This window comes from Limisphaera sp. 4302-co, from assembly GCF_049537155.1.
GTDB lineage: Bacteria > Verrucomicrobiota > Verrucomicrobiia > Limisphaerales > Limisphaeraceae > Limisphaera.
Genome location: NZ_JBMVQZ010000001.1, coordinates 327,283 through 353,400 on the forward strand (window position 1 = coordinate 327,283; position 26,118 = coordinate 353,400).

Genomic DNA, 26,118 nt, shown 5'->3' on the forward strand with positions numbered 1-26,118 from the left:
CCTGAGCACCATGCCGGAAATCCCGATCATCATGCCCCAGTTGGGCGAGTCCATCGCCGAGGCCATGATCGTCAACTTCCTGGTCCGCGAAGGCGAGCGCGTGGAGGCGGATCAGGACATCATCGAGGTCGAAACCAACAAGGCCGCCATGAACGTCACCGCGCCCTGCCGCGGCCGGATTCAGCGCTATCTCGTCAAACCGGGCGAAAGCTATCCCGTGGGCGCGGTCCTGGGCTACATCGAGGCCACCGTCGAGGACGCCGCCCGCGCCGGACTGCATCCGGCCGGGCCGCAGCCGGCGGGCCAACCCGCACCGGCCCAGGAGGCCCCCGGGCCGGTCCTTACCCAGCCCGCCACGCCCACCGCCACCGACCGCGTCCAGCCCACCGTGCGGGGCCTGCCCGTGCCTGCCAACGCCACCGGCGCCAGCTACATGTCCCCGCGCATGAAGGCGCGCATGGCCGAGCTCGGCCTGCACGCAGCCGACCTGGCTGGCGTGGCCGGCAGCGGCGCAGGCGGCCGCGTGACCATCCAGGACTTCGAGCGGTTCCTCGCCAGCCTGGAACAACACCGCATGACCCAGGCCTCGCCCATGCGCGTCAGCGTGGCCGACGCCATGCGCCGGAGCTGGACACGGCCCCTGGCCACTGTCGGGCTGCCGTTCCGACTGGATCCCATCCTGGCCCACCGCAAACGCAGCGGCATCAAGGCCAGTCCCACCCTCTACGCCATCCGCGCGCTGGCCCTTGCACTGGCTGAAAACAGCGCCCCGGCCGGCCGGCTGGTCGGCAACCGCATCGTCCATCCAAAATCCATCGACATTGGCTGGGCTGTCGAGGTCGAGGACGGCGTGCTGGTGCCCGTGCTGCGTAACGTGGATCAACGCCCGCTTCAGGAGCTGCTGGCCCAGTACGAACATCTGCTGGAGTTGGCCCGACAGCGCCGCCTGCCTGCCGAAGCCTCCGGCGGCGGCATTGCCACCGTCACCAACTTCGGCACCTTCGGCCTCACCTGGGCCACGCCCATCCCGCTGCCGGAACAAACCCTGGTCCTCGGTGTGGGCGCCGGCCGGCGCGTCCCCCATTGGAGCCACAGCAAACAACAGTTCGTACCCGTCTGGGAGGCCAACCTCACCCTCAGCTTCGACCACCGCGTCCTCGACGGCGGGGCAGCAGGACGCCTCCTCACCCGCGTGGCCGACTTCCTTGCCCAACCGGATCGGCTCTGAACCGCTTCCGCTCTCGGAGCCACTCCCTTTCCGGACCACGGTCCCGGACCGCACCTCTCCTGCTCAGAGCCGCCGCTGGATACTTTCCAGAATCTGGCGTGACGCGGCTTCGTCGCCCCACGTGCCCACACGAATCCGAATCTCCGTGGTTGTCCCCGTGACCTTTCGCAGTCGAACGGTTACCTTCCGATCCCCAGCCGCCCGCGCGATGATCCGACCCGACAAACCGTCCTTTTCCTGAGCCGTCACGGGCATTTCCAAATCCCGCAATGCCCGTTGCGCGGCCGTCCAAGCCCGCTCGAACGGGGCGTCCTCCGTGCTGCGCAGCTCCCCCTGTACGTACGCGACGGTCCCGGCACCGGCCGCAGCCGCACCGCCCACCAACAACGCCACACAACCGCTCGACAACATCGAGATCATCAACAACAGGCCCCAGACCGGACCAGCCAGCCGCCTTGGATCACGCACGCGATTCATGCCCGACAACGAAAGGCCCGGCCGGAACGCTTGTCAATGACGGGATCGCACCCGCGGCTGCGCAAGCTCCTGCCGCTCCGCCGTCGATCGAATCACCTGTCGAACCAACCTCCGATCGCCTCAGGCACCCCCGGCTCTCCCCAAGGACAGCCCGATCTCTTCAGGACCCTGCCGTTCGCATGCCACGCGCGTTCGAGTGCGGCTTTGCCCGGCCGGTTCGCCCATCCGCACCTGCGCGACACGGGCACTTCGGGCTACCCGGCGAAATGGAACGTGAAAAAACTGAAGGTGGCCCACGCCTGCAGGCCGGCCAGAAAGATCACATAGTACCAGTACATCCACCTGGGCCCGATGCGTCGCAGCCAGAATGCCCAGACCAGAAACACCGGAAACAGCACGACCGCATATCGCCGGTACGAACAAAACCACGTCGTCAACGCCGGTACCAGGCCCGCCCCCAAGACGTAACTGAACCAAGGCCTGTCCAACCGCCACAACCAAGGCAGGCTCAGCACCGCCGCCACGAAGAAGAGCCGATCCAACAAGCCCTCTGAATAACCGTCCAGATCCTGGACCGAGGTCAACGCCTGCCAAAAGCCGGTCAGTTTGAAGATGTGACCGATGGACGGTTCATTGGGCAACACCTTCTGAATATCGAAACCCTCCAGCGCGTTGCCCGTCCACAGGTACATCAGCACGAAATAGAATGCATACCCCGCCAACAGGGCACCCAAAAGCCCCCACGCCAACCAGCCATTCAAGCCCTTCGAGGACCTCTTGATCCCCTGCGCCAACGCGGCAGCCGGCTCCACACCAACGCAGGGTTCCGGTCTCGTCACACGCGGAGCCGAATCCCCGGCAGCTGGCCCCTTGGTGAGCCCCTCACTTGCGGTTCCTGCCCTCGGTTGTTCGATCCGCCGACTCTGCCGGAGCATCGCGAGCCGGTTGCCGCGGTTGGCGACGGCCCGGCGGATCCGCGGCACAGCCGGCCAGCCCCGCTCCCACAGGACCCAGACCAACGGCAAGAGCACCAGAATCCCAATCGGACGTGCCAGCGGCAGCAAAAACGCAGAGAAGGCCACCCAACGCCAGCGGTCCGTCTCGCATCCCCAGAAAAAGAGCATGATCAGGGCAAAAAACAGGGGTTCGGAATAAGGAACCGAAAAGAACAGTGCACCTGGATAAAACAACAGCAGCAACCACGCGTCCCGGGCCACGGCCGGTCCGAACCGGCGTCTCCACAGTTCGTACACCGAAAACAGGCCCGCGGCGGAGAGGGCATTTGCCAAGATCCATGCCGCCCAGACCGGACCGTCTCCCGGCAATGCCAGGAAAGGCCGGAGCACGATGGGCCAGAGCGGATAGAACGCGCAGCTCAAGTCCCCGCTTTCATACCCCACACGGGCCAACTTCAGGTAATGGGCTGCATCCCACGCCGCCACCCGGGTTGCCAGCGTCGGTTCGTCACCCGACATCCATCGTGCATGGGCGCCCGCGAACGTCTCCTGTTGAAGAGGAGCCAGACACCCAATCGCCGCCCATATCAAGAACCAGAGCTTGGCCGCCACGAGCAACCACCATGCTCCAGCACCGGATTCACGAACACCTGGCATTGGCTGCCATCCTGATTCATCGGCTGGTTCGTGCCATTCGGGCCGGCTCCTGGGCAGCCCGGATTGCCAACCTGTTCCTGGCCGCTACCGGCACTGCCAGTGCTCGTGGCCCCATGCCGCCGGCTTTTCATTGGGCTCGGGAGTCTCACACTGGCAGTATGTATTGAGAGAACCGTCCATGCTCCACTGACATTCTTTCACATAGATCCGCACTTCCACTCCTTTCGAACTGTAATTGGTATAGACGCAGCGGTCCGCACGATTACCAGTAGCCACACACATCCACCATGTAGATGAATTTCGTCTGGCCACGTAGCATTCCGTATCATTCTCGCATTCGGCGCGTGGCGCATGGTTGGAGGGACAACCCCACGAGTCATACGCGGCGTTCTGGCACCTGAAACCTCCGAGGTCCACAAGACCCGCAGACCACAGTGCTCCGAGCGTGCAGATCAAGACACTGTATAGGATGGCTCGCCTTGTCGTTTTCATGTTCTTCCTCCCTGCTTCATCGTTGCTGTTCTGTGCGTGCATTTTCGAATCAACCAGAGTGTCCCGGCTACAGCCGGTGGAGCTGCCAACAACCCCCAGAACCCGATGTTTCCCAAACGCTGCACCAGTGCAGGATCCCACGGGGCGGCGGCAGCCTGTTGCTCGAAAAGCCGATGCAACTGTGGATCGCTGACCGGCGGAATCCGGCCCTCCTCGGAGAAGTAGCTGATGTAATCCACCAGCTTTCTGGGATGACGGAAACGATGATCATCCACCTGCACCCTGCCCACCTCCTTCACGGGCCATTGCGGCGCCGCGCAATATGTCAGCAATGTCACGCGGCCTTGATCCAGTCCCCTGAGTTCGGCTGCCCCGCCGGCGACCCTCCGATAAAACCCCATTTCAAACTCCAGGGGAATGTGGATGCCGTCCAGGTTGGTTGCGGCAACCACGTAATAGTGCGCGGCGAGGAACCCGTCTTCGAGTCGGAACTCCCGCAGCAAAACCGAAGTGAGGTGCTTCCGAGACCAGGAGCTGCGGATACGCACCGGCCGGTTCGCCGAGACACGAAGGCGGGCACTCGACTTGTAAAACCGGACAGATTCGGGGAGCCCCACACGATCTTCGAACCGATGAACCTCGGTCCGGTAGGCGAACGCGTCCGGGTCCGCCAATGCATCCGCGCTCAAGGGGATTCCACTCCCCCAGTCCAGGGGATGGAAAGGCGAACAAAAGGCCATCCAGAGCAGTGTCACTCCGCTGTGATCCAGCGGGACCGTTCCCGGAATGACTCGCACGTGGTACTGGGGAACCTCCTCGCCAGGTGCCGGGCCGGGCGGAGGAGCTCCATACCGCTGGCCATATACCGCCGCCAGTTCCGCTGGCAACGGGTAGAACTCCACCAATTCATACACATTGGTGCCATCGCAGTAATGGTACTGGACCGCGTTGGGGATGAACCGGCTCTCGATCAACCAAAAACGGCCTCCAAACACGACGCGAGCAGTCCATGAACGCTTTCTGGCCCTGCCTTGAAGCGTGGACGAAGCGTCTTGCCGGGAGGTGGGGGCGCTGCGGTAGGAGCTGCTCCCGCCTTCCAGACGCACTTCGTAGTAGGCTTCTGCACTGCGGCCGTGCAGAGAGGCGCTACCGAGCATGGATGCAAGCATCACCATGCCCCGGATCGGGCTGGCACCGGCTCTTGTTCCGCCCGGCCCGGCGGGATGCCGGATATCCGCACGTCGTTGAGCCATGCGAGCGAGCCAACCCGCCACGGCCGTGGCCGTGAGAAAGACCAAAACGACCGTTGATCCATGGTCGGCTGCTTTCTGGATGGATGCGGACCAATAGCCGCCGCAGCCACAGGAGGCACCCGGAAGGGCCAGCGAGTAAAGCCAGCGATACCACCAGGCGAGACTGACGAACCAGCCGAGCAGGCCCGTCACCCATGACCTTCCTCTGCCTCTCCACAGCAGGCTGGCCAGTAACAACTCGACCGCAGCAGCCAACAACAGGAAAGCTGCGGCAGGAATAAACGGAAAGACGGGATTGAGGACCGTGAAGAGGTCAGGATGGGCTCTGAACTTCAACGCGATCGAAGCCACCTTGGTCACAGCCGTGGCCACCAACAGTCCCGCAGCCACTCTGTGCAGGAGAACCATATCCCCCTGCCCGCCCCAGGAGGTCTCCCGTGGCCGGAGCTGCATGCCGACGGTGGCCTTCTCATCGTACATGTTCGATTCCTCCATCGTCGGGCGGCCCGTGAAACTCCCTGAAGCGGTGACCTAGCAGATGCGCTTCTCGATACACCGCACCTCTGCCAAGGCTGTTCAGGCACTCGACGTCTGTGTGACGGATTTTGCGCTGGGGAACCGTCGAACATGGATTTGCCCGCAGTTGCATCCAGCAAAGCGGCGGTGAATCAGCGAGCTCTTCGTTCGGATGGACCGACAGTCGGGACCGGGCAGTGACCACACGATGACCAGTGGCGAGCGAGTCCGCGCACACGAGCCGGATCCCGGCGGAATGATGCAAAGAATCAGGAGTCGGCGACGGGTCGGCTGGGGTTCTGAAGATGGCAAATCGCGCAGCCATTGACTGCGACGCCAATCTTGGCTCCCTCTCTCTCTCTCGTCAACAGATTCTCTCTCGGCTCCCTGAAACGAATCCTGGGAACCGGTCGCAGACCTGTCACGATGCCCGTGTCGCCCAAGGGGGGCCGACTTGGTGGGGGCGGCGGCCGGGCGGGCTGCCACGCCGGGGTCACTCGTGCCTGCACATACAGAGCCTCCCGGAACATCATCGGCCTTCCACATGCGCGGGATCGGCTTGGTTTCTGCGGGACGCTCGACCTCTGCCGGTTCTCCAGGAGACCCGATCAACGTGGATTCGGATTGGAAGGGTTTCCGATTGGATCCATTCGGCAGGCCGAGCACTGGCGTGTCCGGGGGTCAAGGTTCTCCGGCGGCGCGGGAGCCCGCGGTTGCGGATCGAGCATACGTTCCGCAGACTCGGCTTCCATGTGGGCGGCGTGCCTCACCACGATCCTCTGGGCCTGCTCGGCGGTGTTTGCCGTGCGGTCGGCCCGGCTCTTGGGCGGGACGGAGGCGAATTTCTGGCGTCTGACCGTTGCGCTTGTACTGCTGGGCCTGTGGTCGGGTACGGCCGGGCGTGCATTCATAAACGACGGTTGGGCATGGTTCGTCTGGAGCGGGTTCGTGGGCATTGGTCTTGGCGACACGGCGATGTTCCAAGCCCTGCCCCGGTTGGGTTCTCGTCTTACGATCCTGTTGATCGCCTGTCTGACCCCGCCGATTGCCGCCCTGCTCGAATGGCTGTTTCTGGGCACGCGTCTCGGCCCGCTGTCCCTGGCGTTCGGCGGCTGCACTTTGTTGGGGGTGGGGCTGGCGCTTGCGCCGCGAAGGGGGCAGGAACCGCATCCGCACACGGTCGCGGGGATGCTCTGGGCCGTGGCATCTGCCTGGCTGGGTGGCGTGGGAGCGGTGTTGAACCGGGTGGCCTTCGCCGAGGCGGCAAGGCACGGGCCCGGTCCGGACGGCGGCACGGCTGCCTTCCTGCGGGTGTTGGGCGGTTACGGCGTGGTGTGGGCGGCCTGGCGAATGGCCGTGCGGGCCCGCCGCAGGATCGGAGGGGGCCGGGCACGGACAGAGTCGGCACGCCATGTCTCCCGGCGGCAAGCGGTTCCCTGGGTGCTGGGTAACGCTCTGTTTGGCCTGGTGCTGGGGGTAAGCTGCTACCAGTGGGCGTTGTCCCAGCTGCCTGCGGGGGTCGTTCTGGCCATTACGAGCCTCACGCCACTGACGATCATCCCGTTGGCCTGGTGGATGGAAGGTGATCGTCCCACGGCCCGTTCGCTCGTGGGCGCGGTCATTGCCGTCGGTGGTGTGGTGGGACTGGTGCTGACGTGGTGAGAGAGCGGCCCTGCCCTGTCCGACCGGCGACCTGCCCCATGGGAAGGCATCCGGCCATGGCCGTTGGAGCAGCGCCCGGTCAGCACCCGGTGGCCTCTCCGGACCCGTCGGGAGGCGGTGGCAGGTTGCGAGGTGCCAGGGCCTTTTCGAGGACGGCGGCCGCGTAACGGGCTGCGCGCGGCTCGACGCTCCGGCGCGGTCCCGCAACGTTGAGCACGCGGATGCGGTGCTGATGGAGGAACCTTTCCAGTCGTGCCGCTGCTTCGGCAACCGGATAGAGTTCCTGTGCGAGGTGTAGGCACGGCTTGCCCCAGCGCTCCGCCATGATGCGCGTGTACGCGGAGCCCCCGGTGAGGTGGGCCGACACGCTGAAGATGACGGTGCCGTCGGAATCGCGCACGTTCCATTCGGTCCGTTGTTCCGGTTCGGCGGCCGGCGTTTCGCGCAGGTTATAGAGTTCCGGAATGACACCGTCCTCAGCCCAACGTCCGCGCGGGCACCAGCCTCCGTGGGGGATGCCCAGCTTGATTGCGACATCGAGGGCCGCGCGGTCCACTCCGGTCTGCCCGCCGGAGACGATCTTTTCCAATTCCCATCCCTGCCTCACCTTCTCCATGGTCCCTTTTCAAGTCCGGAGCCGTTGAACCCCGACAACCTGTCTCCAGTGGCCGGTGGGGGCTCCTCCTCAAGGGTGACAGGCGGAGTGCCCACCGTCCGGAAGACTGACGGGGGACGGCGGCTTGTGCAAATTTTTCAATGCCCGGTGCAAGGTTGAAGGGTGTCGCCGCGACGTGGAATGTTTTAAGGTGATAACAAGGAATCCAGCCCGGTCCCTCGCCGGTTCGGGTCGGCGGGTTTGCCGGGCCCAGGTTGCAGCCCTATGAAGCAGCATATACAGCGGAAAGTGAAGCCCGGGCGTGCCATCGCCTTCACCTTGATCGAGCTTCTGGTCGTCATTGCCATTATTGCCATCCTGGCAGGCATGCTGTTACCCGCGCTGTCGGAGGCCAAGGAAAAGGCGGTCCGCGCACGGTGCATGAGCAACATCCGGCAGTTCGGCATGGCGGTGATGATGTATGCCAGTGAAAACCGCGACTACATCCCGGCGCACCTTCGCAACGGATTCTGGCTGTGGGACGTTCCCTGGGACACGGCCAACGCCATTACAAACTACGGGGCCACACGGTCGGTCTTCTACTGCCCCAGTGTGCGGGCCTCGGTCAAAGAATTTGACGTGGAGGTGAACTGGTGGGAGATCAGCCCCGGCAATCGCCGGATCATCGGCTACGGCTGGTTGGGGGCCCGCTTGGATTCCAGTGGGCGGCCCGATCCGCAGATGGCCAGCCGCATGTACCCCGGCAAAGAATTCCACCTCCGAACCACCGGCAACACGAACCCGGCCCTGGCCGAACTGATCGTGGACGCCCTGTTGTCGCGCGGGCCGAACGATTTCGTGGGCGTGCCCTCCGGCCTCACGAGCGACGGCCGCCACAAGAATCCCCATCGCAAGGGCAACTTCCCCGGTGGCGGCACCGCGTTCTTCCTGGACGGGCATGCCGCCTGGCGGCCGTTCAAACTGATCAAGGAACGTTACAATCCCCAGGACCGCGACGTGCGCTGGTGGTTCTGAGGTCTGGCGGCCCCCGGTTCCATTTGGAACCGCGGTTCGTTCCCTGGACACCGGCTTGACCGGCCGCCGCGGGGCGCGTTTCATCTGTTCGTGAGGCGCTCACCGATTTGGCCTGCGTGGAGGCCGGGCGCAGCGGCGCTCTTGTGTGCGGCATCTTCTCTCCTGGCAGCCTCATACAACATCGTCGTTTACGGCGGCACCTCGGCCGGCGTCATGGCTGCCGTCCAGGCAACGCGAACGGGATGGACCGTCGCCCTGGTGGGGCCGGACCGGCACCTTGGCGGGATGTCCAGCGGGGGCCCTGGCTGGACCGACACCGGCACCAAGGCGGTGATCGGTGGCCTGGCCAGGGAGTTTTACCACCGCATCTGGCTGCATTACCAACAGCCCCAAGCCTGGCGATGGCAACGGCGGGATGAATACGGCAACCGTGGTCAGGGCACGCGGGCCATGGACGGTGACCGCCGCACCATGTGGGTGTTCGAACCCCACGTGGCGGAAGCGGTCTTCGAGGACCTGACCCGGGAACACCAGAGCCCGGTCTTTCGCAACGAGTGGCTCGACCGCCGGCACGGGGTTCCCAAGGAAGGCAACCGCATCGTTCGCATCCGCATGCTCAGCGGCCGGACCTTCGAGGCACGCATCTTCCTGGATGCGACCTACGAGGGCGATCTGATGGCCGCCGCCGGCGTGGATTACGTGGTGGGGCGTGAAGGACGGGACGAGTATGGTGAGATCTGGGCCGGCGTGCAGACCGGCGTGTTCCATCACCGGCACCATTTCAAACTTCTTCGGCGGCCGATCAGCGCCTATCGGGTGCCGGGCGATCCGGACAGCGGTTTGCTGCCCCAGGTCAGCCGCGAGCCACGGGTTCGAAAGGCTCCGGTGACCGGCGTGTGCAGGCTTACTGTTACCGCCTGTGTCTGACGGATGCCCTGAAAACCGGATTCCCTTCCCGCGACCTGCGCACCATGACCCGGACGAGTTCCTTTTGCTTGTTCGGATCTTTGCCGCCGGTTGGCGGGAAACCTTCCGAACGTTCGATCCCCTGCCCAATCGCAAGACGAACGTGAACAATCACGGCCCGATGAGCACCGACCACATCGTCGCCAACTACGAGTATCCGGAGGCTTCCTACACCCGGCGGGAAGCCATCGTTCGCGAACACGAACGTTACCAGAAGAGCCTGTTCTACTTCCTGACGCACGATCCGCGTGTGCCGGAGGAGGTCCGAACCGAAATGCAGCGCCGGGGCCCGGCCCGTGACGAATTCACCGACAACGGTCACTGGTCCCATCAGCTTTACATACGCGAGGCGCGGCGGATGCGCGGCCCTTTCGTGCTGACCGAACACCACCTGACCGGTCGGGCAACGACGCCGCTTCCGGTGGGCATGGGGTCCTACTCCATTGATTCGCACAACGTGCAGCGCTATGTCACATCGGAAGGCTGGGTGCAAAACGAAGGAGACCTCGGCGTGCCCCTGCCCGCGCCCTACCCCATTGATCACGGCGTGCTGCTGCCGCCCCGGGATCAGGCGGCCAATCTCCTGGTGCCCGTTTGCGTGAGCGCGTCTCATGTGGCGTACGGTTCCGTCCGCATGGAACCGGTGTTCATGATCCCGGGCCAGTCGGCCGGCACCGCTGCCGCGTTGGCTGTGGAGGCCGGCTGCGCCGTGCAGGACCTGCCTTACGAGAGCCTGCGCAGGTGGTCGCCCGCCGACGGACAGGTTTTGGAACCGGCGCCTGCGCGTCGGTGAGCCTTTCCAAGGCGGATTTCCCGCCCGGACCGCGAAGGGCAAGACCCTGCGACGAACAATGGCGGTCGGCCCGCCCTGGCCGACGTGCCCCGGTCACCGGCTTTTCCTGATCCGCCCGCGGGATGATTTCGGTTTGGATTTTCAAGCTTGCCATCGGCCCACTGTGTGCGGAGATTGCGCGCTTAATTATGGGAGCACAGGTGAGCGAACCGGCATGGTGGATCCAAGCCTACGCCTGGCTGGACACCTACAAACGCCAGGTGGTTTACGGGCTGGTGGGTCTGGCGCTGGCGGGCCTGGTGTTGTCCTACTACATCTACTGGCGGGGACAACGCGAGGAAGATGCGGCCCGCGCGCTTTCGGAGGCGGCGGCCGCCCTGGTGACGGGGCAGGCAGACACCATGCGTTCGGCGGCCTACCTCGAGGTGGCCGAGCGATATGCCGGCACACGCGCCTCCGGTTATGCGCTTTTGTTGGGCGCATCAGCCCTGCTGCAGGAGGGTGATGCCGCGGCGGCCCAAAGCCGGTTCGAACAGTTTCTCCGTGATCATCGCCGGAGTCCGCTGCTGCCTCAGGCGGTGTTCGGTCTGGCCACGGCCCTGGAGCTCCAAGGGAGGACCAACGAGGCCATGGAACGGTATGAATCCCTGGCTGAACGGCAGTTGGAGACCGATCCCACGATCTTCCTGGCCCGCCTGCGGCTGGGCCGATTGTGCGAAGCGCGCGGGGAATGGGAACGTGCGCGGCGTTATTATGAGAGCGTGGCTCGGGCGATCCCCATGACCTCCATCGGCGGCGAGGCCCGGCTGGCGCTCCAGAGCCTGCTGGAGGCACATCCGGAGCTGGCGAATGCGGAGTCCTCCGCCGGTGAAACGGCCGGGACGACAAACGCCGCCGTGTTGGTGCCCGCCGTGCCCCAGCCGGCCACCAACGGCGCGACGCCCTGAGGCGGAGCAACCGGTCGGATGTGCTGCTGGCGCCATGAAACTCGCGATCATCGGGACCGGTTACGTGGGCCTGACCACCGGCGCCTGTTTTGCCGAGGTGGGTCACGACGTGACCTGCGTGGACAACGACGAGGCCAAGGTGCGGCTGCTGCAGTCCGGCGGGATGCCCATTTACGAGCCGGGCCTCGAAGAACTGGTCCACAAAAACGTCGCGGCGGGCCGACTGCGGTTTACGACCAGCATTGCCGAGGGTGTGGAACGGGCGTTGGTTGTGTTCATCGCCGTTCCGACACCGCCCTTGCCCGACGGCTCGGTGGACCTGAGCTTCATCGAGAAGGTCGCCCGGGAAATCGCCGGTTGCATGACGAGCTACCGGGTGGTGGTGGACAAGAGCACCGTCCCGGTGCGCACCGGCGAAAAGGTGGCCGAGACCATCCGGCGGTACTGCCGGGCTCGCGTGGATTTCGACGTGGTCAGCAACCCGGAATTCCTGCGTGAGGGCTACGCGGTGGAGGATCTGATGCACCCGGACCGGATCGTCATCGGGGTCCAGTCCCCCCGGCCGGTCCCCGTCATGCGGGAGATCTATCAGCCGTTCGACGCCCCGATCATCGTGACGGACCTGAACTCCGCGGAGCTGATCAAGCATGCGTCGAACTCGTTCCTGGCGCTGAAGATTTCCTACATCAACGCCATCTCGGTGTTGTGCGAGGCCACGGGTGCCAACGTGCAGGAGGTGGCCCTGGGCATGGGCATGGATCATCGGATCGGACGCGAGTTCCTCCAGGCCGGCATCGGGTTTGGCGGCAGTTGTTTTCCCAAGGACCTCAGCGCGTTCATCAAGATTGCCGAGCAGCTCGGCTACGATTTCCGCCTGCTCAAGGAGGTCCAGCGCATCAACGCGGAGCAGATGGACCGGTTCATCAAAAAGATCGCCGACACCCTCTGGGTGTTGAAGGACAAGACCATCGGCGTGCTGGGACTGGCTTTCAAACAGAACACCGATGACGTGCGCATGTCACCTGCCATCGAGCTCTGCCGGCGCCTGCTCCGGGAGGGTGCGCGACTGCGGGTGCACGATCCCAAGGCCATGAGCAAGGCGCGGGCCGTGCTGCCGGAAGCCACCTACGTGGATGACATGAACGAGGTGGCCGAGGGTTGCGACGCCCTGGTGATCGCCACCGAATGGGAAGTCTTCAAAAAACTCGATCTCGAACGGGCCCGGCGGGTCATGACGCATCCCATCATGTTTGACGGACGCAACCTCTTCGACCCGCGTGAGATGGAACGGCTCGGTTGGATTTACAAGAGCGTCGGTCGTTGAATGCGCCTCCGGCGCGTGGCCGGGTTGGTTAGCCTGCATGAAATCCCCTGCACCCCGGCGGGTTGAAGTCGCGGCGGCACTGATCTTTCACCAGGGGCGCCTCCTGATCACGCGGCGCCCGGCCGGTTCGCACCTGGCCGGGCTGTGGGAATTCCCGGGCGGCAAACGGGAGCCCGGCGAGTCCTTCGAGGCCTGTCTCGTGCGGGAGCTCGAGGAGGAACTCGGCATCCGTGTGAACGTGATGCGGCTGTGGTCAACGGTCGAACATTCGTATCCGGAGGTCCATGTGACGATCCGGTTCTATCTGTGCCGGTGGACGGGGGGCGAACCCCGGCCCCTGGGCTGTGCGGCGTTGAAGTGGGTGGATCGGCGGAGGCTCCGGCGGCACCGGTTTCCCCCGGCTGACGCGCGACTTCTGGAGCAGTTGGTCCGGTCTGCCGATCTGTGGGAGGGGGGCGGGCCGGCGTGAAACGGCTCCGCAAGGTTGGCCCTTTACTCCTGGTCCTCCGCGCGAGTCAGAATGACGTCCTCCGGTCGAACATCCAGGCATTCGTCCTGGTCCTCCCAGATGACGGCCGGGTAGAAATCGAGGAGTCGCGGGGCCAGTTCGGTCCCCGCCCGCGCGAGCAGGCGCTCGGCCTCTTCGGCGGCCTGGTCCAGGGCGCGGTCGTAGTTGCCCACGGCCTTGCGCTGGCGATCGTCCCAGTGCGCCACGGCATGAACCGGCGCGTACTGCGCAGCCCAGAGATCCAGGTCGGGCCGAATGTCCTCCGGCAACTCCTCGAACGGCACCATCGTGTCGTTGCAGTGCTGGCAAAGCAGACCGGCATCGCGGACGTCGCGGGTCAACAGCGGCAGCATGGGCGCCCGGCAGCAGGGCGATTCCAGGTAGGCGGCCGGGGCCGTGGCGAGCCGTTTCAGCCACACGCCCCGGCGATGGGCTTCTTGGGCCGCCAGCCGGTAGGCAGCCACCAGTGGGTGCGACATTCGCCAGGCCCGTCCCTGCAGTTGACCCAGCGTCTGGGCCAACCAACGTGCCAGCGTCAGGTCGTCGAAATCACGAAACACCTCGCCGTACTCCTCCCACAAAAGGTCCAGAGGTGAACGTTCGCTGCTCTCGTTTGCCATCGTGCATAGGTTGCGGCCGCGGCCCGAGGTTGTCGAGCCGACAGGGCATGGTCCGTGGAAGAGTATCGGCGCCGTCCCCTGCAGTCTCACAGCGGGACGCCGGGATCCCGCGCCCGGATGGGAAGGCCATGCGCACCGTGATCCGGGTCGCTTCGCCGTGCGCGGGCGGGCTCCAACTGCGGGCTTTTCCACGAGGCGTTTTTTCGGTTGAGTAGGGCCCGAAATGAACGGGAAAACCGCTTTGTTGTTCGCCGGCCAGGGCGCCCAGTACGTGGGCATGGGACGCGACCTGGCGGAGTCGGACCCCGGGGCACGGGAGTGGTTCGAACGGGCCAACCGGGTGCTCGGGTACGACCTGGCCACCGTCTGCTTTGAAGGGCCTGATGACGTGCTGACCCGGACCGAACACGCGCAGCCGGGCATTTTTCTCGTGGGTTGGATCGCGTGGCAGCTCCTCCGAGCGCGGTGCCCCCGGTTCCAGTTCCAAGCCACGGCCGGGCTGTCGCTGGGCGAATTCACCGCCCTGGCCGCGGCGGGCGCGTTGAGCTTCGAGGATGGTCTCCGCCTCGTTCGCATCCGCGGGCAACTGATGCAGGCGGCGTGCGAGAGGGCCGACGGCGCCATGGCCGCCATCATCGGCCTGGACGAAGCCGCCACGCGCGCCGTTTGTGAAGAAGCCGGTGTGGCGATGGCCAATCTCAATTGCCCGGGCCAGATCGTGATCTCCGGTGCGCGAGGCGCGCTGGAAAAGGCCGTGGAGTTGGCCAAAGGCCGGGGAGCCAGGCGGGCGGTGCTTCTCAACGTGGCAGGCGCCTACCACTCCCCCCTCATGGCCCCGGCACAGCCGGGCCTGCGCGAGGCGCTTGCCTCGGTCGAGGTTCACCCGCCCCGGGTGCCGGTGATTTCCAACGTCACGGCCCGGCCCCATGAAGACCCGGAAAGCATTCGCAACCGGTTGGTTGAACAGGTCACCGCCCCGGTCCTTTGGGAAGCCAGCATGCGCCATCTGCTGGCCCAGGGGTTCACGCGCTTTGTCGAACTCGGGCCGGGAACCGTCCTGAGCGGTTTCCTCAGGCGGATTCAAAAAGACGTGGAAGTCTACAACGTGGCAGACACTGCCTCCTTGCAGGCCACTGCCAATGCGCTTGCCTGACAGAACGCTTCTGCCAGACGGCCCGTGGAAAGGGCGCGTTCGGTGGGCCTGCAAGAGTGGTGATCCCGCTGTCGTACCCCTTCGGCGGTCGCGCTTTCCCTGACCCCGCTGCCCATGGCAGGGCGCGTGCTCGCCTCCGAGGAGCCCCTGCGCCTTTTGGATCCAAGTTGTTCCTAAAGTTTCCCTCCCCGCCGGCCGATAACCGGGCTGACCGTCGTGGAAGTTCGGCCAGGTCCGGTGGACCGGCGGAGTTGGGGTGAACCGCACATGGGTTCGGCCCCGCCGGAATATGCGTTCCGGTCGCCGGTCACACGCGGCACCGGACCGCCGGCAGGAATGGAACGTATGACCGCCGCTGGGTCGGGAACCGGGGCAGCTCGAAAGAAGACCGGTCGGTACTATGACCGGCAAACCGGCAGGGTTCCTCCACGCCGGCCATGAGGCTGCGGCCACCCGGAACCCGGCAGGCGGCTTGCATACCATGTTCTTCAAGGAACAAGCACCCAATCCGGACCGCGACCGAATGGTTCGGCCCGGCCGTTTTTGGTGGGTTCTCGGCTGCGCCACCGCCACAGCCGCGGGCTTGTTGGCCTTGACACACGTGCCTTTGTCCGGGTCGAGTGCCCTGGCGTCCGCCGTAATCCGGTCCGAGCCGGTCGTCAACCGGAGTGAACCGGCCAGAGCCGGGGCCATGGGGCAGGTGTCGGTTTCGGCCGGCTGGACCGCCCAACAATCGGCGGCCCTCGTCAGCCTCTTGTCCGCCTTGACGGCGGGGATGGGACTGTGGGGGCTGTGGTTGCGTCGCCAGGTCGCCGCCCGCACGCAGGCCTTGCAGGAGCGGCTGGAACGCGAGGCAGCCCTGGAACGGTCCTACCGGCAGTTGTTCGAGCAAACGCATGACCTGATTTTCACCGTGGACACCTCCGGACATTTCCGCTCGGGCAACCCCGCCCTGCAGCGGGCCTTGGGCGTGGACGAGGGTACGCTGGGGGAGGTACCGCTGGAGGAGGTCCTGTCGCCAGAGTGTTGCGAGACCATCCGCCGTCTGCTGGAAGCCGAGGAGGCATCCGACGCGCCGCTGCGAATCGAAACCCGGTTCCGCGGCCGGACGGGTCGCGACCTGCATGTGGACCTTTCTTTGCGGCGCACCGCCACACCGGAGGGCACGCCCGTGGTCCAATGCATCGGCCGGGACATGACGAGCCGGAAGCAAATGGAGGAAGAGCTGTTCCGGTCCACCCAGATGCTCCGGATGATCCTGGACGCCACTCCCAACCGGATCTTCTGGAAGGACCGCAACTCTGTCTACCTGGGATGCAATCGTGCCTTTGCCGAGGATTGCGGTCTGCCCGATCCGGAGGCCATCGTGGGCAAGACGGATTTCGACCTGTCCTGGCAAACCGACGCGGAACGATACCGCGCCGATGATCAGGAGGTCATGTCCACCGGCCGGCCGAAACTGAACTACGAAGAACCCCAAACCCGCCCGGACGGTTCGATCGCGTGGCTGCGCACCAGCAAGGTCCCCATTCGAAACGCCCGGGGTGAGGTCATCGGTGTACTGGGTACGTACGAGGACATCACCGCTGTTCGCCAGGCTCAGGAGGCGCTCGCACATGCCAGCAGTCTGTTCCAGACCATGCTGGAGCATTGCCCCGACATGATCTATTTCAAGGACCGGGAGTCCCGGTTTGTACACTACAGCCGGGCGTTCGTGGAGCGGTACGGACTGACCGATCCGAACGCACTCATCGGCAAGACCGATTTCGACATCTTCACCGAGGAACACGCCCGGCCTGCCTACGAGGACGAGCAGGAGATCATGCGAACCGGCCGGCCCATCGTGGGCAAGTTGGAGAAAGAAACCCATGCCGATGGGCGCGTCACCTGGGCCCTGACCACCAAGGTCCCCTGGCGTAACGCCAACGGCGAGATCATCGGCACCTTCGGCATCTCCAAGGATATCACCGAACTCAAACAAGCCGAGGACCAGCTCCAGTACGAACGGGAGCTGTTCCAGACCCTCCTGGACAACATCCCGGATGCCATCTACTTCAAGGACCGCCAGTCCCGCTTCGTGCGGTTCAGCCGCGCCCTCCTGCAAAAGCTGCCCCAGGTGGAACGTGCCCAGGACCTCCTCGGCAAGACCGATTTCGACATCTTCACCGAGGAACACGCCCGGCCTGCCTACGAGGACGAGCAACGGATCATCGCCACCGGCGAACCCATCATCGGCAAGGTCGAAAAAGAAACCCACAAGGACGGCCGGGTAACCTGGTGCCTGACAACCAAAATGCCCTGGCGCAATGCCAACGGCGAGATCATCGGCACCTTTGGCATCTCGAAGGACATCACCGAGCTCAAGAAGGCCGAGGCGGAACTGGAGGTGGTGCATCGCCGCCTGGTGGATGCCTCCCGCCTGGCCGGCATGGCCGAAGTGGCCAGCGACGTCCTCCACAACGTCGGCAACGTTCTCAACAGCATCAACGTCTCCTGCTCCATGCTGCTCGATCGGGTTCGGCAGAATCGTTTCGCCAACCTGGCCAGGGTGCCGCAACTGCTCCGCGAACACGCCGGACGGCTCGATCATTTCCTCACCGAAGATCCGCGTGGCAAACACCTGCCGGGGTATCTCGAGGCGGTCAGTCAGGCGCTGTCCGAACAGCAGGAATTCCTCCTCAGCGAGCTGGCTCAGGTGCGCGACCATGTGGAGCACATCAAACAAATCGTGGCCATGCAGCAGAATTACGCACGTTTGGCCGGTGTGGAGGAACAGATCGAGCCGGTGCAGCTCATGGAGGACGCCCTCCGCATCAACGCCGCCGCCCTCACCCGGCACACCATCACGCTCATCCGCGAGTTCGATCCCGCGCCGCCCATCCTCGTTGACCGGCACAAGGTCCTGCAGATCCTCGTCAACCTCATCCGCAACGCCAAATACGCCGTCAGCGACTCCGGCCGGCCCGACAAACGGATCATCGCCCGCATTCGGCGGGAGGGCGAGGAATGGTTGATCCTCGAGATCGAGGACAACGGCGTCGGGATCCCGGCCGAGAATCTCACGCGCATCTTCACTCACGGGTTCACCACCCGGCCCAACGGGCACGGCTTCGGCCTCCACAGCAGCGCCCTGGCTGCCAAAGCGATGGGCGGCACCCTGACGGTCCACAGTGACGGCCCCGGTCAGGGCGCCCGGTTCACCCTCCGCATCCCCTACAGAGCTTCCTCGGCCACCGCATGACGCAAAAATCAGCCAGCCCCGCACCCCGGATCCTGGTCGTGGATGACAACCCGGCCATCCACGCCGATTTCCGCAAGATCCTCTGTGGCAGCGCGGGCTTGGGGGCGCATGCCGAGCTGGACGCGGCCGAGGCTGCCCTGTTCGGCGAGCCCGAGGAAAGTACGCTTCAGGTCAGTTTCCGTGTGGACTCGGCCCACCAGGGACAGGAAGCCTTGGAAATGGTCCGGCGCGCCTTGGAGGAGGGCGATCCTTATCAGCTGGCCTTCGTGGATGTCCGGATGCCCCCGGGCTGGGACGGCGTGGAAACCTTGGAGCGACTCTGGCAGGTCGCTCCCGAACTGCAGGCGGTTATATGCACCGCCCATTCCGACTACGCCTGGGACGACTTCGTCCGCCGGCTGGGCCAGACCGACAGCCTGCTCATCCTCAAGAAGCCGTTCGAAACCATCGAAGTCCTCCAACTTGCGCATGCCCTGACCCGCAAGTGGGAACTGGCCCGGCAGGCCCGCCTCTGCATTGCCGACCTGGACCGACTGGTCCAACAGCGCACGGCCGAACTGGTCGCGGCCAACGCCGAGCTGCAGAAGGAAATCGCCCAACGCCTCAAGATCGAGGTCGCGCTCCGCGAAAGCCAGGCACGGTTCAGCCGCGCTTTCGAATTCAGCCCTGTTCCCCTCGCCCTCCTGCGCGTCAACCCTCTCCGCTGCGTGGATGCCAATCCGGCTTTCGTAGAGTTGTCCGGATGGTCCAAGGCCGATCTTCTGGCAGCCGAACCGTTTCCCCTTCAATGGTTGAAACAGGGAAGTGGTGAACCGTCGCCACTGCCGCTGGACTTGGAAAAGCCTCTCCGCCAGCAGAGTTGCCGCCTCCGGCGCCCGGATGGGCAGGAACGCCACGTGTTGCTCAGCACCCAACCCTTCGAGCTGGACCAGGAGACCTGCCTGCTGGTGGCGGCCGAGGATGTCACCGCCCAGGTGCACCTCGAAGAACAGCTCCGGCAAACCCAGAAGCTGGAGGCCGTCGGCCAGCTCACCGCCGGAATCGCCCACGAGTTCAACAACATCCTGACGGTCATCATCGGCAATGTCTCTCTTCTTCAGAGCGGAGATGTGAACCCCGGTCTGCAGGCGGCCCTGCTGGAACGCACCACCGAGTACGCCCAACGAGCTGCCCGGCTCACCCAGCAGTTGCTGGCCTTCAGCCGGCGACAATGGCTGCAGCCCCGGCCCCTCGACCTGGCACACACCCTCCAACGACTCGTGCCCATCCTTGCCGGGGGACTGGGAGACCGGCACTCGGTCCGTCTCCGCACGGCAACGCAACTGCCGCTCGTGCTCGCCGATCCCAAGGGCCTCGAACAGGTCCTGCTCCAACTGTTGCTCAACGCCCGGGACGCCACCCCCGATGGCGATACCATCGAAGTCACCGCAGGACGCGCCGACCTGGACGAGACCGCCGCCGCGCACAACCCGGAGGCGCGCCCGGGATCGTTCGTCTGGTTCGAGGTCACCGACCACGGTTGCGGGATCGCCCCCGACGTGTTGCCCCGGATTTTCGATCCCTTTTTCACCACCAAGGGCATGGGCCGCGCCACCGGCCTCGGCCTTTCGACAGTCCACGGCATCGTCAAGCAACACGAGGGCTGGGTGGAGGTCCGTACCGAGCCCGGCCGCGGCAGTTCGTTCCGTGTTTACCTCCCGACCGCCAACCAGACCGGCAATCCCACCGGACCGGCCCCGGAGGACGGGACCACCCTCAGCCTCCAGCCTGCTGCTCCCGTCTCCCATCCCACACCCCCGCCCCCGGGCCGGGGGCCCCTCATCCTTCTCGTGGAAGATGAGGTCCCTGTCCGCGACCTGACCGCCGAGCTCCTCAAACGCCGGGGATTCCGCGTCCTCAAGGCCAGAGACGCCGACGAAGCCATGCGGATCTGGGAAACCTGCGGCGCCGTGCCGGACCTCCTGCTCACGGACGTGGTCATGCCCGGAACCATGAACGGCCACGACCTGGCCCTGAGCCTCCAGTGCCTCAACCCGGATCTCAAGGTCATCTACACCAGCGGCTACAGTCCCGACGTGGTCCGCGAAACGCTCGAACAGCAGCCCAACACGGTCTTCCTGGCCAAGCCATACCATCCCCGCGCATTGTTTGAGGCGATCGAGCGATGCCTGGCATCGCAGCCCGGCTGCTCCGCCGGTCAGCATTGCCCGCAACCTGATGCCGGCGTGGGTGCCCGGGCTTGGGCCTGACCTTTCCCGCGCGACTCCCGAATCCTCGGCGGCCGCCCGCCGCGCGAGCCGCTCGAAGGAACCCGATGCGTGTGCCCTTCGGCAGGGCTTCCACTCCCCGGCCTTGTTTCCTCCAGCCGGGCAGGTTACAAAGGCCAACCGGGTTCGCCCGTCACCACCGGCAACGGGGCCGGAATTGCCGGACGGGCAGAACGAAAGCAGGTTTTCGCGCCGGACCGCGGCCGGCTGGAACGGGCACGAATGTCCGCCCGTTGTTTGTCGGTCCGGGCACGTGCGCACATGCATTCGGGAGTCAGCCATGCCCCTACCCGTTCTGAGCGTGGCGCAAATGCGCCAGTGGGAGCAGGCCAGTTGGGACGCGGGCCGAAGCGAGGCCGCTGTCATCGCCCGCGTGGGCGCCTGCCTGGCTGCCTGGCTGCGCAGGCACGCGCGCCGGCGGGATCGCATCCTCGTGGTTGCCGGCAAGGGTCACAACGGGGACGATGCCCGGGCGGCGCTACCCCACCTTCAGGATCGGACAGTCCGCCTCGTGGAGGTCCGTGACCCGGACGCTGCGCTGCCCGCGCTTGAACGAGCGTTGGATGAACGACCCGATTGGATCTTGGACGGCCTCTTCGGCATCGGCCTCAATCGGCCGCTCGCGGAACCCTGGTGCCGGCTGATCGAGAGATTGAACGCCTCACCGGCCCGAATCGTGGCCGTGGACGTGCCCTCCGGACTGGACGCCGATCGGGGCGAACCCTGGGGCGCCGCTGTCCGCGCGGCCGTCACCCTGACCCTCGGAGCACCCAAGCGCGGGCTGTTGAACGCCTCCGCCACAGTTTGGACCGGGCGGCTTGAAGTGATCCCGGACATCGGCCTGATCCCCTGCCCGCTCGAATCCGAGCTGCAGTGGACCTTGCCCGGCGATTTTGCCCTCTGGCCGCCGCCCCGTCCCGTCGCCGGACACAAGGGTTCGTTCGGGCACCTGGCCATCGTGGCCGGTAGCACAGGCTACCACGGCGCGGCCGTGCTGGCAGCCCGGGCCGCCCAGCGCGCCCGGCCCGGGCTGGTGACACTGATCACCCCGGCGTCGGTGTACCTGGCGGCGGCGGCGCAGCTGCAGGCCGTGATGGTGCACCCTTGGTCGGCTGCGCATCCGCTTCCCGGCAAGTACACCGCCCTGTTGTTCGGGCCCGGCCTGGCCGGTGCCGATGTTACCCCGGAGATCCGCGACACGTTTGTGCGGTTGTGGCGTCATGCGCCCGTGCCCATCGTGGCCGACGCCAGTGCCCTGGACTGGCTGCCGGCCGGTCCGGTCCCCAAGAACACGCTGCGCATCCTCACGCCGCACCCGGGCGAGGCCGCGCGCCTCCTGGGCACGTCACCTGCACAGGGCCAGGCCAACCGACCAGCCACGCTGCGGGCACTTTCGGAAAAATTCGGCGGCGCCTGGGTGGTCTTGAAAGGGTTTCAAACCCTGGTCGGACGTTCTCAGGGACCCGTCTTTGTGAACCCCAGCGGGAATCAGGACCTTGCCCAGGGCGGCAGCGGCGACGTCCTCGCAGGTTACCTGGCCGGGTGGTGTGCGCAGCCGGAACTGCAAAAGGACGAGGCCCTCCTGATCCGGTATGCCGTCTGGCAGCACGGGGCCACGGCTGACCGGCTCAGTCGCCGACACAGTGCCTGGGTGGTCGAAGATCTCGTATGCGAACTGGGCCGGGCTCGTCCGTATCGAGCCTCCGCCGACGCCGGATCCGGCAACCCCTTGAGCGAGACACCCGTCACATGAGCGAAAACCCCTGGTACGCACTTCTCGAGAGGCCTGAGCTTCCGGAGCTTTTTGTTCGACGTGCAGCCCCTTCGATTGCCCTGAAGGCACTGGAGGAGGCCTGTGCCCGGGCGGAGCAGGCGCAACCTCCGAAAACCGCCGATCCCGAGGTCGTCCGCGCACTCGTCCTTCTCTGGCACGATCATTGGGAGCCGGCGCACCAACTGGTTCAAGAGAAGGAATCTCGCGAGGCCGCCATCGTTCACGCCATCGTGCACCGGCGCGAACCCGACTTCTGGAATTCCAAGTACTGGTGGCGCCGGGCCGGCGCCCACGCCGCCTGCGAGGTCCTGGGACGTCAAATCCGGCCCTGGTTGGACCAACACGGTCCGCAGGAGTGGCGGTTCCGTCTCATTCAGGGTGGCATTTGGGATCCATTCGCATTCGTGGATCTGGTGGAGTCTCTCCCGGAGACGGACCCGTCGCGCACGCGGCTGGCACGGCAGCTCCAAAAGTTGGAGTTCGAAACCCTTTTGGAGGTCTTCACCGGTGCGGCGGCCTCCCACCGTGCAGGTTCAGCAGGTGGTCCTGCGGCTCTATGAACGCCTATCGCACCATTTTGGAGGCCGTTCTGCCCGTTTTCGGCCTCATCGGAGGCGGCTTCCTCCTACGCCGGATGGAGTGGCTTACGGCTGAAGCGGATGCCAGCCTGCTTCGGCTCACGCTCTACGCCTTTGTTCCCTGTCTGATCCTCGATTCCGCCCTCGGCAACCCCGCCTTCAACCGCCTGGACAACCTCCTGTGGGCGCCGGCAACCGGGTACCTGAGCGTGGCGCTGGGGTTGCTGGTGGCCACGGCCGCGCGGCCGTGGTTAGGGCTGGGTGATTCCGCTGTGGCCCGGACATTCGCCGTGGCGACGGCCATCCACAACTACGGGTACATCCCTTTGCCGCTCTGCCTCCTGTGGTTCGGCAAGGCCACGGCAGGCGTGCTTTTCCTCTACATGGTGGGGGTGGACGCCGCGCTCTGGACCCTGGGTGTCCTGGGCCTGTCGGGCGGCCGCGGCAGAATCGAATGGCGCCGGGTCCTCAACCCGCCGCTGTTGGCGGTTCTCCTGGGTGTGACCCTCAACGCAACAGGCATGCATGCCTGGTGCCCCCTCGCGCTGCGCACGGGCATGCACTGGCTCGGCCAATGTGCCGTGCCACTGGCGCTGCTGTTGATCGGTGCGGTCATGGCCGATGAACTCCCGGCCGTCCGATCCGCCGCGGGCTGGCGGATCATGGCCGCAGCCGTGCTCATCCGGCTCGGTTTGATGCCGGGTCTCTTCCTGGCCATGGCCCGCCTGCTGCCCGTGAGCGCCGACCTCCAGCGGGTGCTCGCGCTCGAATCCGCCATGCCGGCGGCGGTTTTTCCCATCGTCATGGCACGACATTACCAGGGCGACGTGCCCACCGCGCTGCGCGTGGTGTTAAGCACCTCGGTGGTCAGTTTCCTCACCATGCCCTTGTGGTTGCGGCTCGGGCTGGACTGGATCGGGGTCGCCATGCCATGAAAACCTCCCGACGGCTTGGAAAAACGTCCGGCATCGCTTTGCGCCCATGCTGAATTCCATCTGGCTCGCCCTGCTCCTGATCGCAGTGATCCTCGCAGGGATCACCGGTCGGGCCGACGCGCTCACCTCTGCAGCCCTGAACGCCGCCAAGGAGGCCATTCTGAATGTGGCCCTGCCTCTTGCGGGGTTGATGGCGCTGTGGCTGGGGCTGATCCGACTGGCGGAACAGGCCGGCTTGGTGACGCTGCTGGCCGGCGCGCTCCGGCCCGTCCTGCGCCGTCTCTTTCCCGATGTGCCACCGGATCACCCCGCCATGGGCGCCATGCTTCTCAACATCGCCGCCAACATGCTCGGGCTGGGCAACGCCGCCACGCCACTCGGGCTACGGGCCATGCAGGAACTCAACCGATTGAATCCGCAGCCCGGTACCGCCACCAACGCCATGTGCACCTTTCTGGCCATCAACACCGGCTCTCTCCAGCTCCTGCCCGCCACGGCCATATCCGTGCTGGCCGCGCATCAGGCCGCGCAACCCGCCGCCATCGTGGGCAGTGCACTCCTGGCCACCGCCTGCAGTGCACTGACCGCCGTGACAGCCGCTCGGCTTCTGGAGCGGCTCCGATGGTTTCGCGCCGACTCGCCCGCCTCCGGCACAACGGCACAGCCCCGCTTGCCACCCGCGACCTCGCAAGGTTCCCCCTCCAGGAATGCCGGCCTCCGTAATCCCCATGCCACCAGACCCATTGGTCTGGCGGGGCGCCTCCTGCTGTTGGGCTATGTCTTCTTCTTCACGGCGTTGATTGTGGGAAGCGGCTTCGGGGCCGGGAATGCCTCTCCTGCGCCTGAGGGATCTGTTGTCGTTCGCCTGTCGCAGGCCGTTTCGCAATGGGCGGTTCCCTTCCTTCTGGCAGGGTTTCCCCTCTACGCCGCCCTTCGAGGGGTGCGGGTGTACGAGGAGTTCATCCGCGGTGCCCGCGAGGGGCTTCGTGTGGCCATCCGGATCATGCCCTACCTGGTGGCCATGCTGGTGGCGATCGGCGCCTTCCGCGAGGCAGGGGGCGTGGCCTGGTTGGGCCGGGTTCTGGGCCCTGTGTTGGGATGGATCGGTTTCCCGACCGAACTGTTGCCCCTGGCCCTGGTCCGTCCCTTGAGCGGCAGCGCTGCGCTGGGTGTCTTTGCCGACCTGGTCCGCGTGCATGGTCCGGACAGCCTCCTGGCCCGCACGGCCGCCACCATGTATGGCAGTACCGAAACCACGTTTTATGTCCTGGCCGTCTACTTCGGCGCCGTGGGCGTCCACCGGATCCGGCACGCTCTCTGGGCGGGACTCATCACGGATGCTGTGGCCATGATCGCATCCGTCTGGATCTGCCGCTGGCTCTTCTCTTGAAGCGCGGGCCGGTCCGGCAAACGCCGTCAGGCGGGGCCCCATTTCTCCATTGGAGGCGTCACTCGACGCTGGCAAACTGTCGCCGGTGGGTATCTCGCTGCGAGACTATGCCCGGATGGAGGCGCGGCTGCGTCAGCCCGCAACCCAGACGGAAACCGGGTCCGGCCCGACAACCACGCGGCACGAAGGCGTGGTGATCGGGGTGGACCCCTCTCTGCGCGGCACCGGTTACGGTTTGGTGGCCAGGAAGGGTTCAGACCTCCAAGTCTTGGCTTATGGTACCGTGCGTTGCCCGCGAACCTGGTCCCGGACGGAATGCCTTGCGGCCATCAGCCGGACGTTGCGGCAGTTGGTCGAGACCCATCACCCCACGGTTGCAGTTTTCGAAGGCCTCTTCCACGCACGAAACGTCCGGACCGCCCTCATCATGGGCGAGGCCCGTGGGGCCGCGCTGAGTGTCCTGGCCGAGGCCGGGATCGAGATTTACGAGATCGCCCCGCGCCGCGTGAAACTGGCCGTAACCGGTCACGGCGGGGCCGACAAACCCGCCGTGGCCCGCATGGTCCGGCGGCTGCTCAACCTGAACCAGAGCCTGCACTCCGACGAAGCAGACGCCCTGGCCCTGGCCCTGACCCACTGGCAAACGCACGCACGTCCCTGGGCGGGCGCCAGCAAACGCATCTGACCTGACATGTATCAGTTTACCCACGATTGTCCACCCTCACATCCTCCCGCCGGCCCGGCGGGCGAG

At 65.6% G+C, this 26,118-nt stretch carries 21 protein-coding genes; 16 read left to right on the top strand and 5 right to left on the bottom strand.

Features of this window, described 5'->3' with window-relative positions; genetic code table 11:
- Positions 1 to 10: 10 nt before the first annotated feature.
- Positions 11 to 1,228: a 2-oxo acid dehydrogenase subunit E2 gene (locus ACPDIX_RS01175; protein ID WP_423429937.1), complete on the top strand. Its 1,218-nt coding sequence runs from the start codon at positions 11 to 13 to the stop codon at positions 1,226 to 1,228.
- A 63-nt stretch (positions 1,229 to 1,291) separates the two neighbouring features.
- Here the strand turns inward: ACPDIX_RS01175 and ACPDIX_RS01180 are convergent, their stop codons facing one another.
- From ACPDIX_RS01180 to ACPDIX_RS01190, 3 genes are all read right to left on the bottom strand, one after another.
- The gene (locus ACPDIX_RS01180; protein ID WP_423429938.1) at positions 1,292 to 1,705 is read right to left on the bottom strand and encodes a DUF3568 family protein; all 414 of its coding nucleotides are present in this window, start codon (positions 1,703 to 1,705) and stop codon (positions 1,292 to 1,294) included.
- A 254-nt stretch (positions 1,706 to 1,959) separates the two neighbouring features.
- A complete protein-coding gene (locus tag ACPDIX_RS01185) occupies positions 1,960 to 3,273 on the bottom strand; it encodes a hypothetical protein (RefSeq protein WP_423429939.1) in 1,314 nt (437 codons plus the stop codon).
- Between the two features lie 533 nt (positions 3,274 to 3,806).
- Entirely contained in the window at positions 3,807 to 5,558 is a 1,752-nt protein-coding gene (locus tag ACPDIX_RS01190; protein ID WP_423429940.1) for a hypothetical protein, read from the bottom strand.
- 771 nt (positions 5,559 to 6,329) lie between these two features.
- Between ACPDIX_RS01190 and ACPDIX_RS01195 the strand changes: the two genes are divergently transcribed.
- A complete protein-coding gene (locus ACPDIX_RS01195) occupies positions 6,330 to 7,241 on the top strand; it encodes a DMT family transporter (protein WP_423429941.1) in 912 nt (303 codons plus the stop codon).
- Positions 7,242 to 7,320: 79 nt separating this feature from the next.
- Here ACPDIX_RS01195 and ACPDIX_RS01200 read toward each other — a convergent pair whose 3' ends face one another.
- Positions 7,321 to 7,857, bottom strand: a complete 537-nt coding sequence (locus tag ACPDIX_RS01200; protein WP_423429942.1) for a putative molybdenum carrier protein — start codon at positions 7,855 to 7,857, stop codon at positions 7,321 to 7,323.
- A gap of 264 nt (positions 7,858 to 8,121) precedes the next feature.
- On the opposite strand from ACPDIX_RS01200, the gene ACPDIX_RS01205 reads away from it, so the two are divergent.
- The 6 genes from ACPDIX_RS01205 (at position 8,122) to mutT (ending at position 13,370) form a co-directional block, all read left to right on the top strand.
- Positions 8,122 to 8,871 carry a type II secretion system protein gene (locus ACPDIX_RS01205; RefSeq protein WP_423429943.1) on the top strand — a complete coding sequence of 250 codons (750 nt, stop codon included), beginning with the start codon at positions 8,122 to 8,124 and terminating at the stop codon, positions 8,869 to 8,871.
- A gap of 141 nt (positions 8,872 to 9,012) precedes the next feature.
- On the top strand, positions 9,013 to 9,798 hold the full coding sequence (locus ACPDIX_RS01210) for an FAD-dependent oxidoreductase (protein WP_423429944.1): 786 nt from the start codon (positions 9,013 to 9,015) through the stop codon (positions 9,796 to 9,798).
- A gap of 64 nt (positions 9,799 to 9,862) precedes the next feature.
- Entirely contained in the window at positions 9,863 to 10,630 is a 768-nt protein-coding gene (locus tag ACPDIX_RS01215) for an FAD-dependent oxidoreductase (protein ID WP_423429945.1), read from the top strand.
- A 200-nt stretch (positions 10,631 to 10,830) separates the two neighbouring features.
- The gene (locus tag ACPDIX_RS01220; protein WP_423429946.1) at positions 10,831 to 11,577 is read left to right on the top strand and encodes a tetratricopeptide repeat protein; all 747 of its coding nucleotides are present in this window, start codon (positions 10,831 to 10,833) and stop codon (positions 11,575 to 11,577) included.
- A 34-nt stretch (positions 11,578 to 11,611) separates the two neighbouring features.
- Positions 11,612 to 12,901 carry a UDP-glucose dehydrogenase family protein gene (locus ACPDIX_RS01225; RefSeq protein ID WP_423429947.1) on the top strand — a complete coding sequence of 430 codons (1,290 nt, stop codon included), beginning with the start codon at positions 11,612 to 11,614 and terminating at the stop codon, positions 12,899 to 12,901.
- A 37-nt stretch (positions 12,902 to 12,938) separates the two neighbouring features.
- A complete protein-coding gene (mutT, locus tag ACPDIX_RS01230; RefSeq protein WP_423429948.1) occupies positions 12,939 to 13,370 on the top strand; it encodes an 8-oxo-dGTP diphosphatase MutT in 432 nt (143 codons plus the stop codon).
- 23 nt (positions 13,371 to 13,393) lie between these two features.
- Here the strand turns inward: mutT and ACPDIX_RS01235 are convergent, their stop codons facing one another.
- The gene (locus ACPDIX_RS01235; protein WP_423429949.1) at positions 13,394 to 14,029 is read right to left on the bottom strand and encodes a hypothetical protein; all 636 of its coding nucleotides are present in this window, start codon (positions 14,027 to 14,029) and stop codon (positions 13,394 to 13,396) included.
- Between the two features lie 223 nt (positions 14,030 to 14,252).
- Between ACPDIX_RS01235 and fabD the strand changes: the two genes are divergently transcribed.
- From fabD to ruvC, 8 genes are all read left to right on the top strand, one after another.
- A complete protein-coding gene (gene fabD, locus ACPDIX_RS01240) occupies positions 14,253 to 15,182 on the top strand; it encodes an ACP S-malonyltransferase (RefSeq protein WP_423429950.1) in 930 nt (309 codons plus the stop codon).
- A 691-nt stretch (positions 15,183 to 15,873) separates the two neighbouring features.
- Positions 15,874 to 18,423 (top strand): PAS domain S-box protein, encoded by a 2,550-nt coding sequence (locus ACPDIX_RS01245; protein ID WP_423429951.1) that lies wholly within the window; start codon positions 15,874 to 15,876, stop codon positions 18,421 to 18,423.
- Positions 18,420 to 20,672 (top strand): response regulator, encoded by a 2,253-nt coding sequence (locus ACPDIX_RS01250; RefSeq protein ID WP_423429952.1) that lies wholly within the window; start codon positions 18,420 to 18,422, stop codon positions 20,670 to 20,672. Before ACPDIX_RS01245 ends, ACPDIX_RS01250 begins: the two co-directional genes overlap by 4 nt.
- Positions 20,673 to 20,970: 298 nt before the next feature.
- Complete coding sequence (locus tag ACPDIX_RS01255; RefSeq protein ID WP_423429953.1) at positions 20,971 to 22,443, top strand: NAD(P)H-hydrate dehydratase; 1,473 nt, start codon at positions 20,971 to 20,973, stop codon at positions 22,441 to 22,443.
- Entirely contained in the window at positions 22,440 to 23,024 is a 585-nt protein-coding gene (locus tag ACPDIX_RS01260) for a hypothetical protein (RefSeq protein ID WP_423429954.1), read from the top strand. Before ACPDIX_RS01255 ends, ACPDIX_RS01260 begins: the two co-directional genes overlap by 4 nt.
- Positions 23,021 to 23,977, top strand: coding sequence for an AEC family transporter (locus ACPDIX_RS01265; RefSeq protein ID WP_423429955.1), 957 nt, complete (start codon positions 23,021 to 23,023; stop codon positions 23,975 to 23,977). Before ACPDIX_RS01260 ends, ACPDIX_RS01265 begins: the two co-directional genes overlap by 4 nt.
- Positions 23,978 to 24,023: 46 nt before the next feature.
- Complete coding sequence (locus tag ACPDIX_RS01270) at positions 24,024 to 25,367, top strand: nucleoside recognition domain-containing protein (RefSeq protein WP_423429956.1); 1,344 nt, start codon at positions 24,024 to 24,026, stop codon at positions 25,365 to 25,367.
- Between the two features lie 85 nt (positions 25,368 to 25,452).
- Entirely contained in the window at positions 25,453 to 26,052 is a 600-nt protein-coding gene (gene ruvC, locus ACPDIX_RS01275) for a crossover junction endodeoxyribonuclease RuvC (RefSeq protein ID WP_423429957.1), read from the top strand.
- Positions 26,053 to 26,118 lie beyond the last annotated feature (66 nt).

Coding starts and splice junctions, on each gene's coding strand:
- ACPDIX_RS01175 (WP_423429937.1), top strand. CDS start 11: ATGCCGGAAATCCCGATCATCATGCCCCAGTTGGGCGAGTCCATCGCC.
- ACPDIX_RS01180 (WP_423429938.1), bottom strand. CDS start 1,705: ATGAATCGCGTGCGTGATCCAAGGCGGCTGGCTGGTCCGGTCTGGGGC.
- ACPDIX_RS01190 (WP_423429940.1), bottom strand. CDS start 5,558: ATGGAGGAATCGAACATGTACGATGAGAAGGCCACCGTCGGCATGCAG.
- ACPDIX_RS01195 (WP_423429941.1), top strand. CDS start 6,330: ATGTGGGCGGCGTGCCTCACCACGATCCTCTGGGCCTGCTCGGCGGTG.
- ACPDIX_RS01200 (WP_423429942.1), bottom strand. CDS start 7,857: ATGGAGAAGGTGAGGCAGGGATGGGAATTGGAAAAGATCGTCTCCGGC.
- ACPDIX_RS01205 (WP_423429943.1), top strand. CDS start 8,122: ATGAAGCAGCATATACAGCGGAAAGTGAAGCCCGGGCGTGCCATCGCC.
- ACPDIX_RS01225 (WP_423429947.1), top strand. CDS start 11,612: ATGAAACTCGCGATCATCGGGACCGGTTACGTGGGCCTGACCACCGGC.
- mutT (WP_423429948.1), top strand. CDS start 12,939: ATGAAATCCCCTGCACCCCGGCGGGTTGAAGTCGCGGCGGCACTGATC.
- ACPDIX_RS01235 (WP_423429949.1), bottom strand. CDS start 14,029: ATGGCAAACGAGAGCAGCGAACGTTCACCTCTGGACCTTTTGTGGGAG.
- fabD (WP_423429950.1), top strand. CDS start 14,253: ATGAACGGGAAAACCGCTTTGTTGTTCGCCGGCCAGGGCGCCCAGTAC.
- ACPDIX_RS01245 (WP_423429951.1), top strand. CDS start 15,874: ATGGGGCAGGTGTCGGTTTCGGCCGGCTGGACCGCCCAACAATCGGCG.
- ACPDIX_RS01250 (WP_423429952.1), top strand. CDS start 18,420: ATGACGCAAAAATCAGCCAGCCCCGCACCCCGGATCCTGGTCGTGGAT.
- ACPDIX_RS01255 (WP_423429953.1), top strand. CDS start 20,971: ATGCCCCTACCCGTTCTGAGCGTGGCGCAAATGCGCCAGTGGGAGCAG.
- ACPDIX_RS01260 (WP_423429954.1), top strand. CDS start 22,440: ATGAGCGAAAACCCCTGGTACGCACTTCTCGAGAGGCCTGAGCTTCCG.
- ACPDIX_RS01265 (WP_423429955.1), top strand. CDS start 23,021: ATGAACGCCTATCGCACCATTTTGGAGGCCGTTCTGCCCGTTTTCGGC.
- ACPDIX_RS01270 (WP_423429956.1), top strand. CDS start 24,024: ATGCTGAATTCCATCTGGCTCGCCCTGCTCCTGATCGCAGTGATCCTC.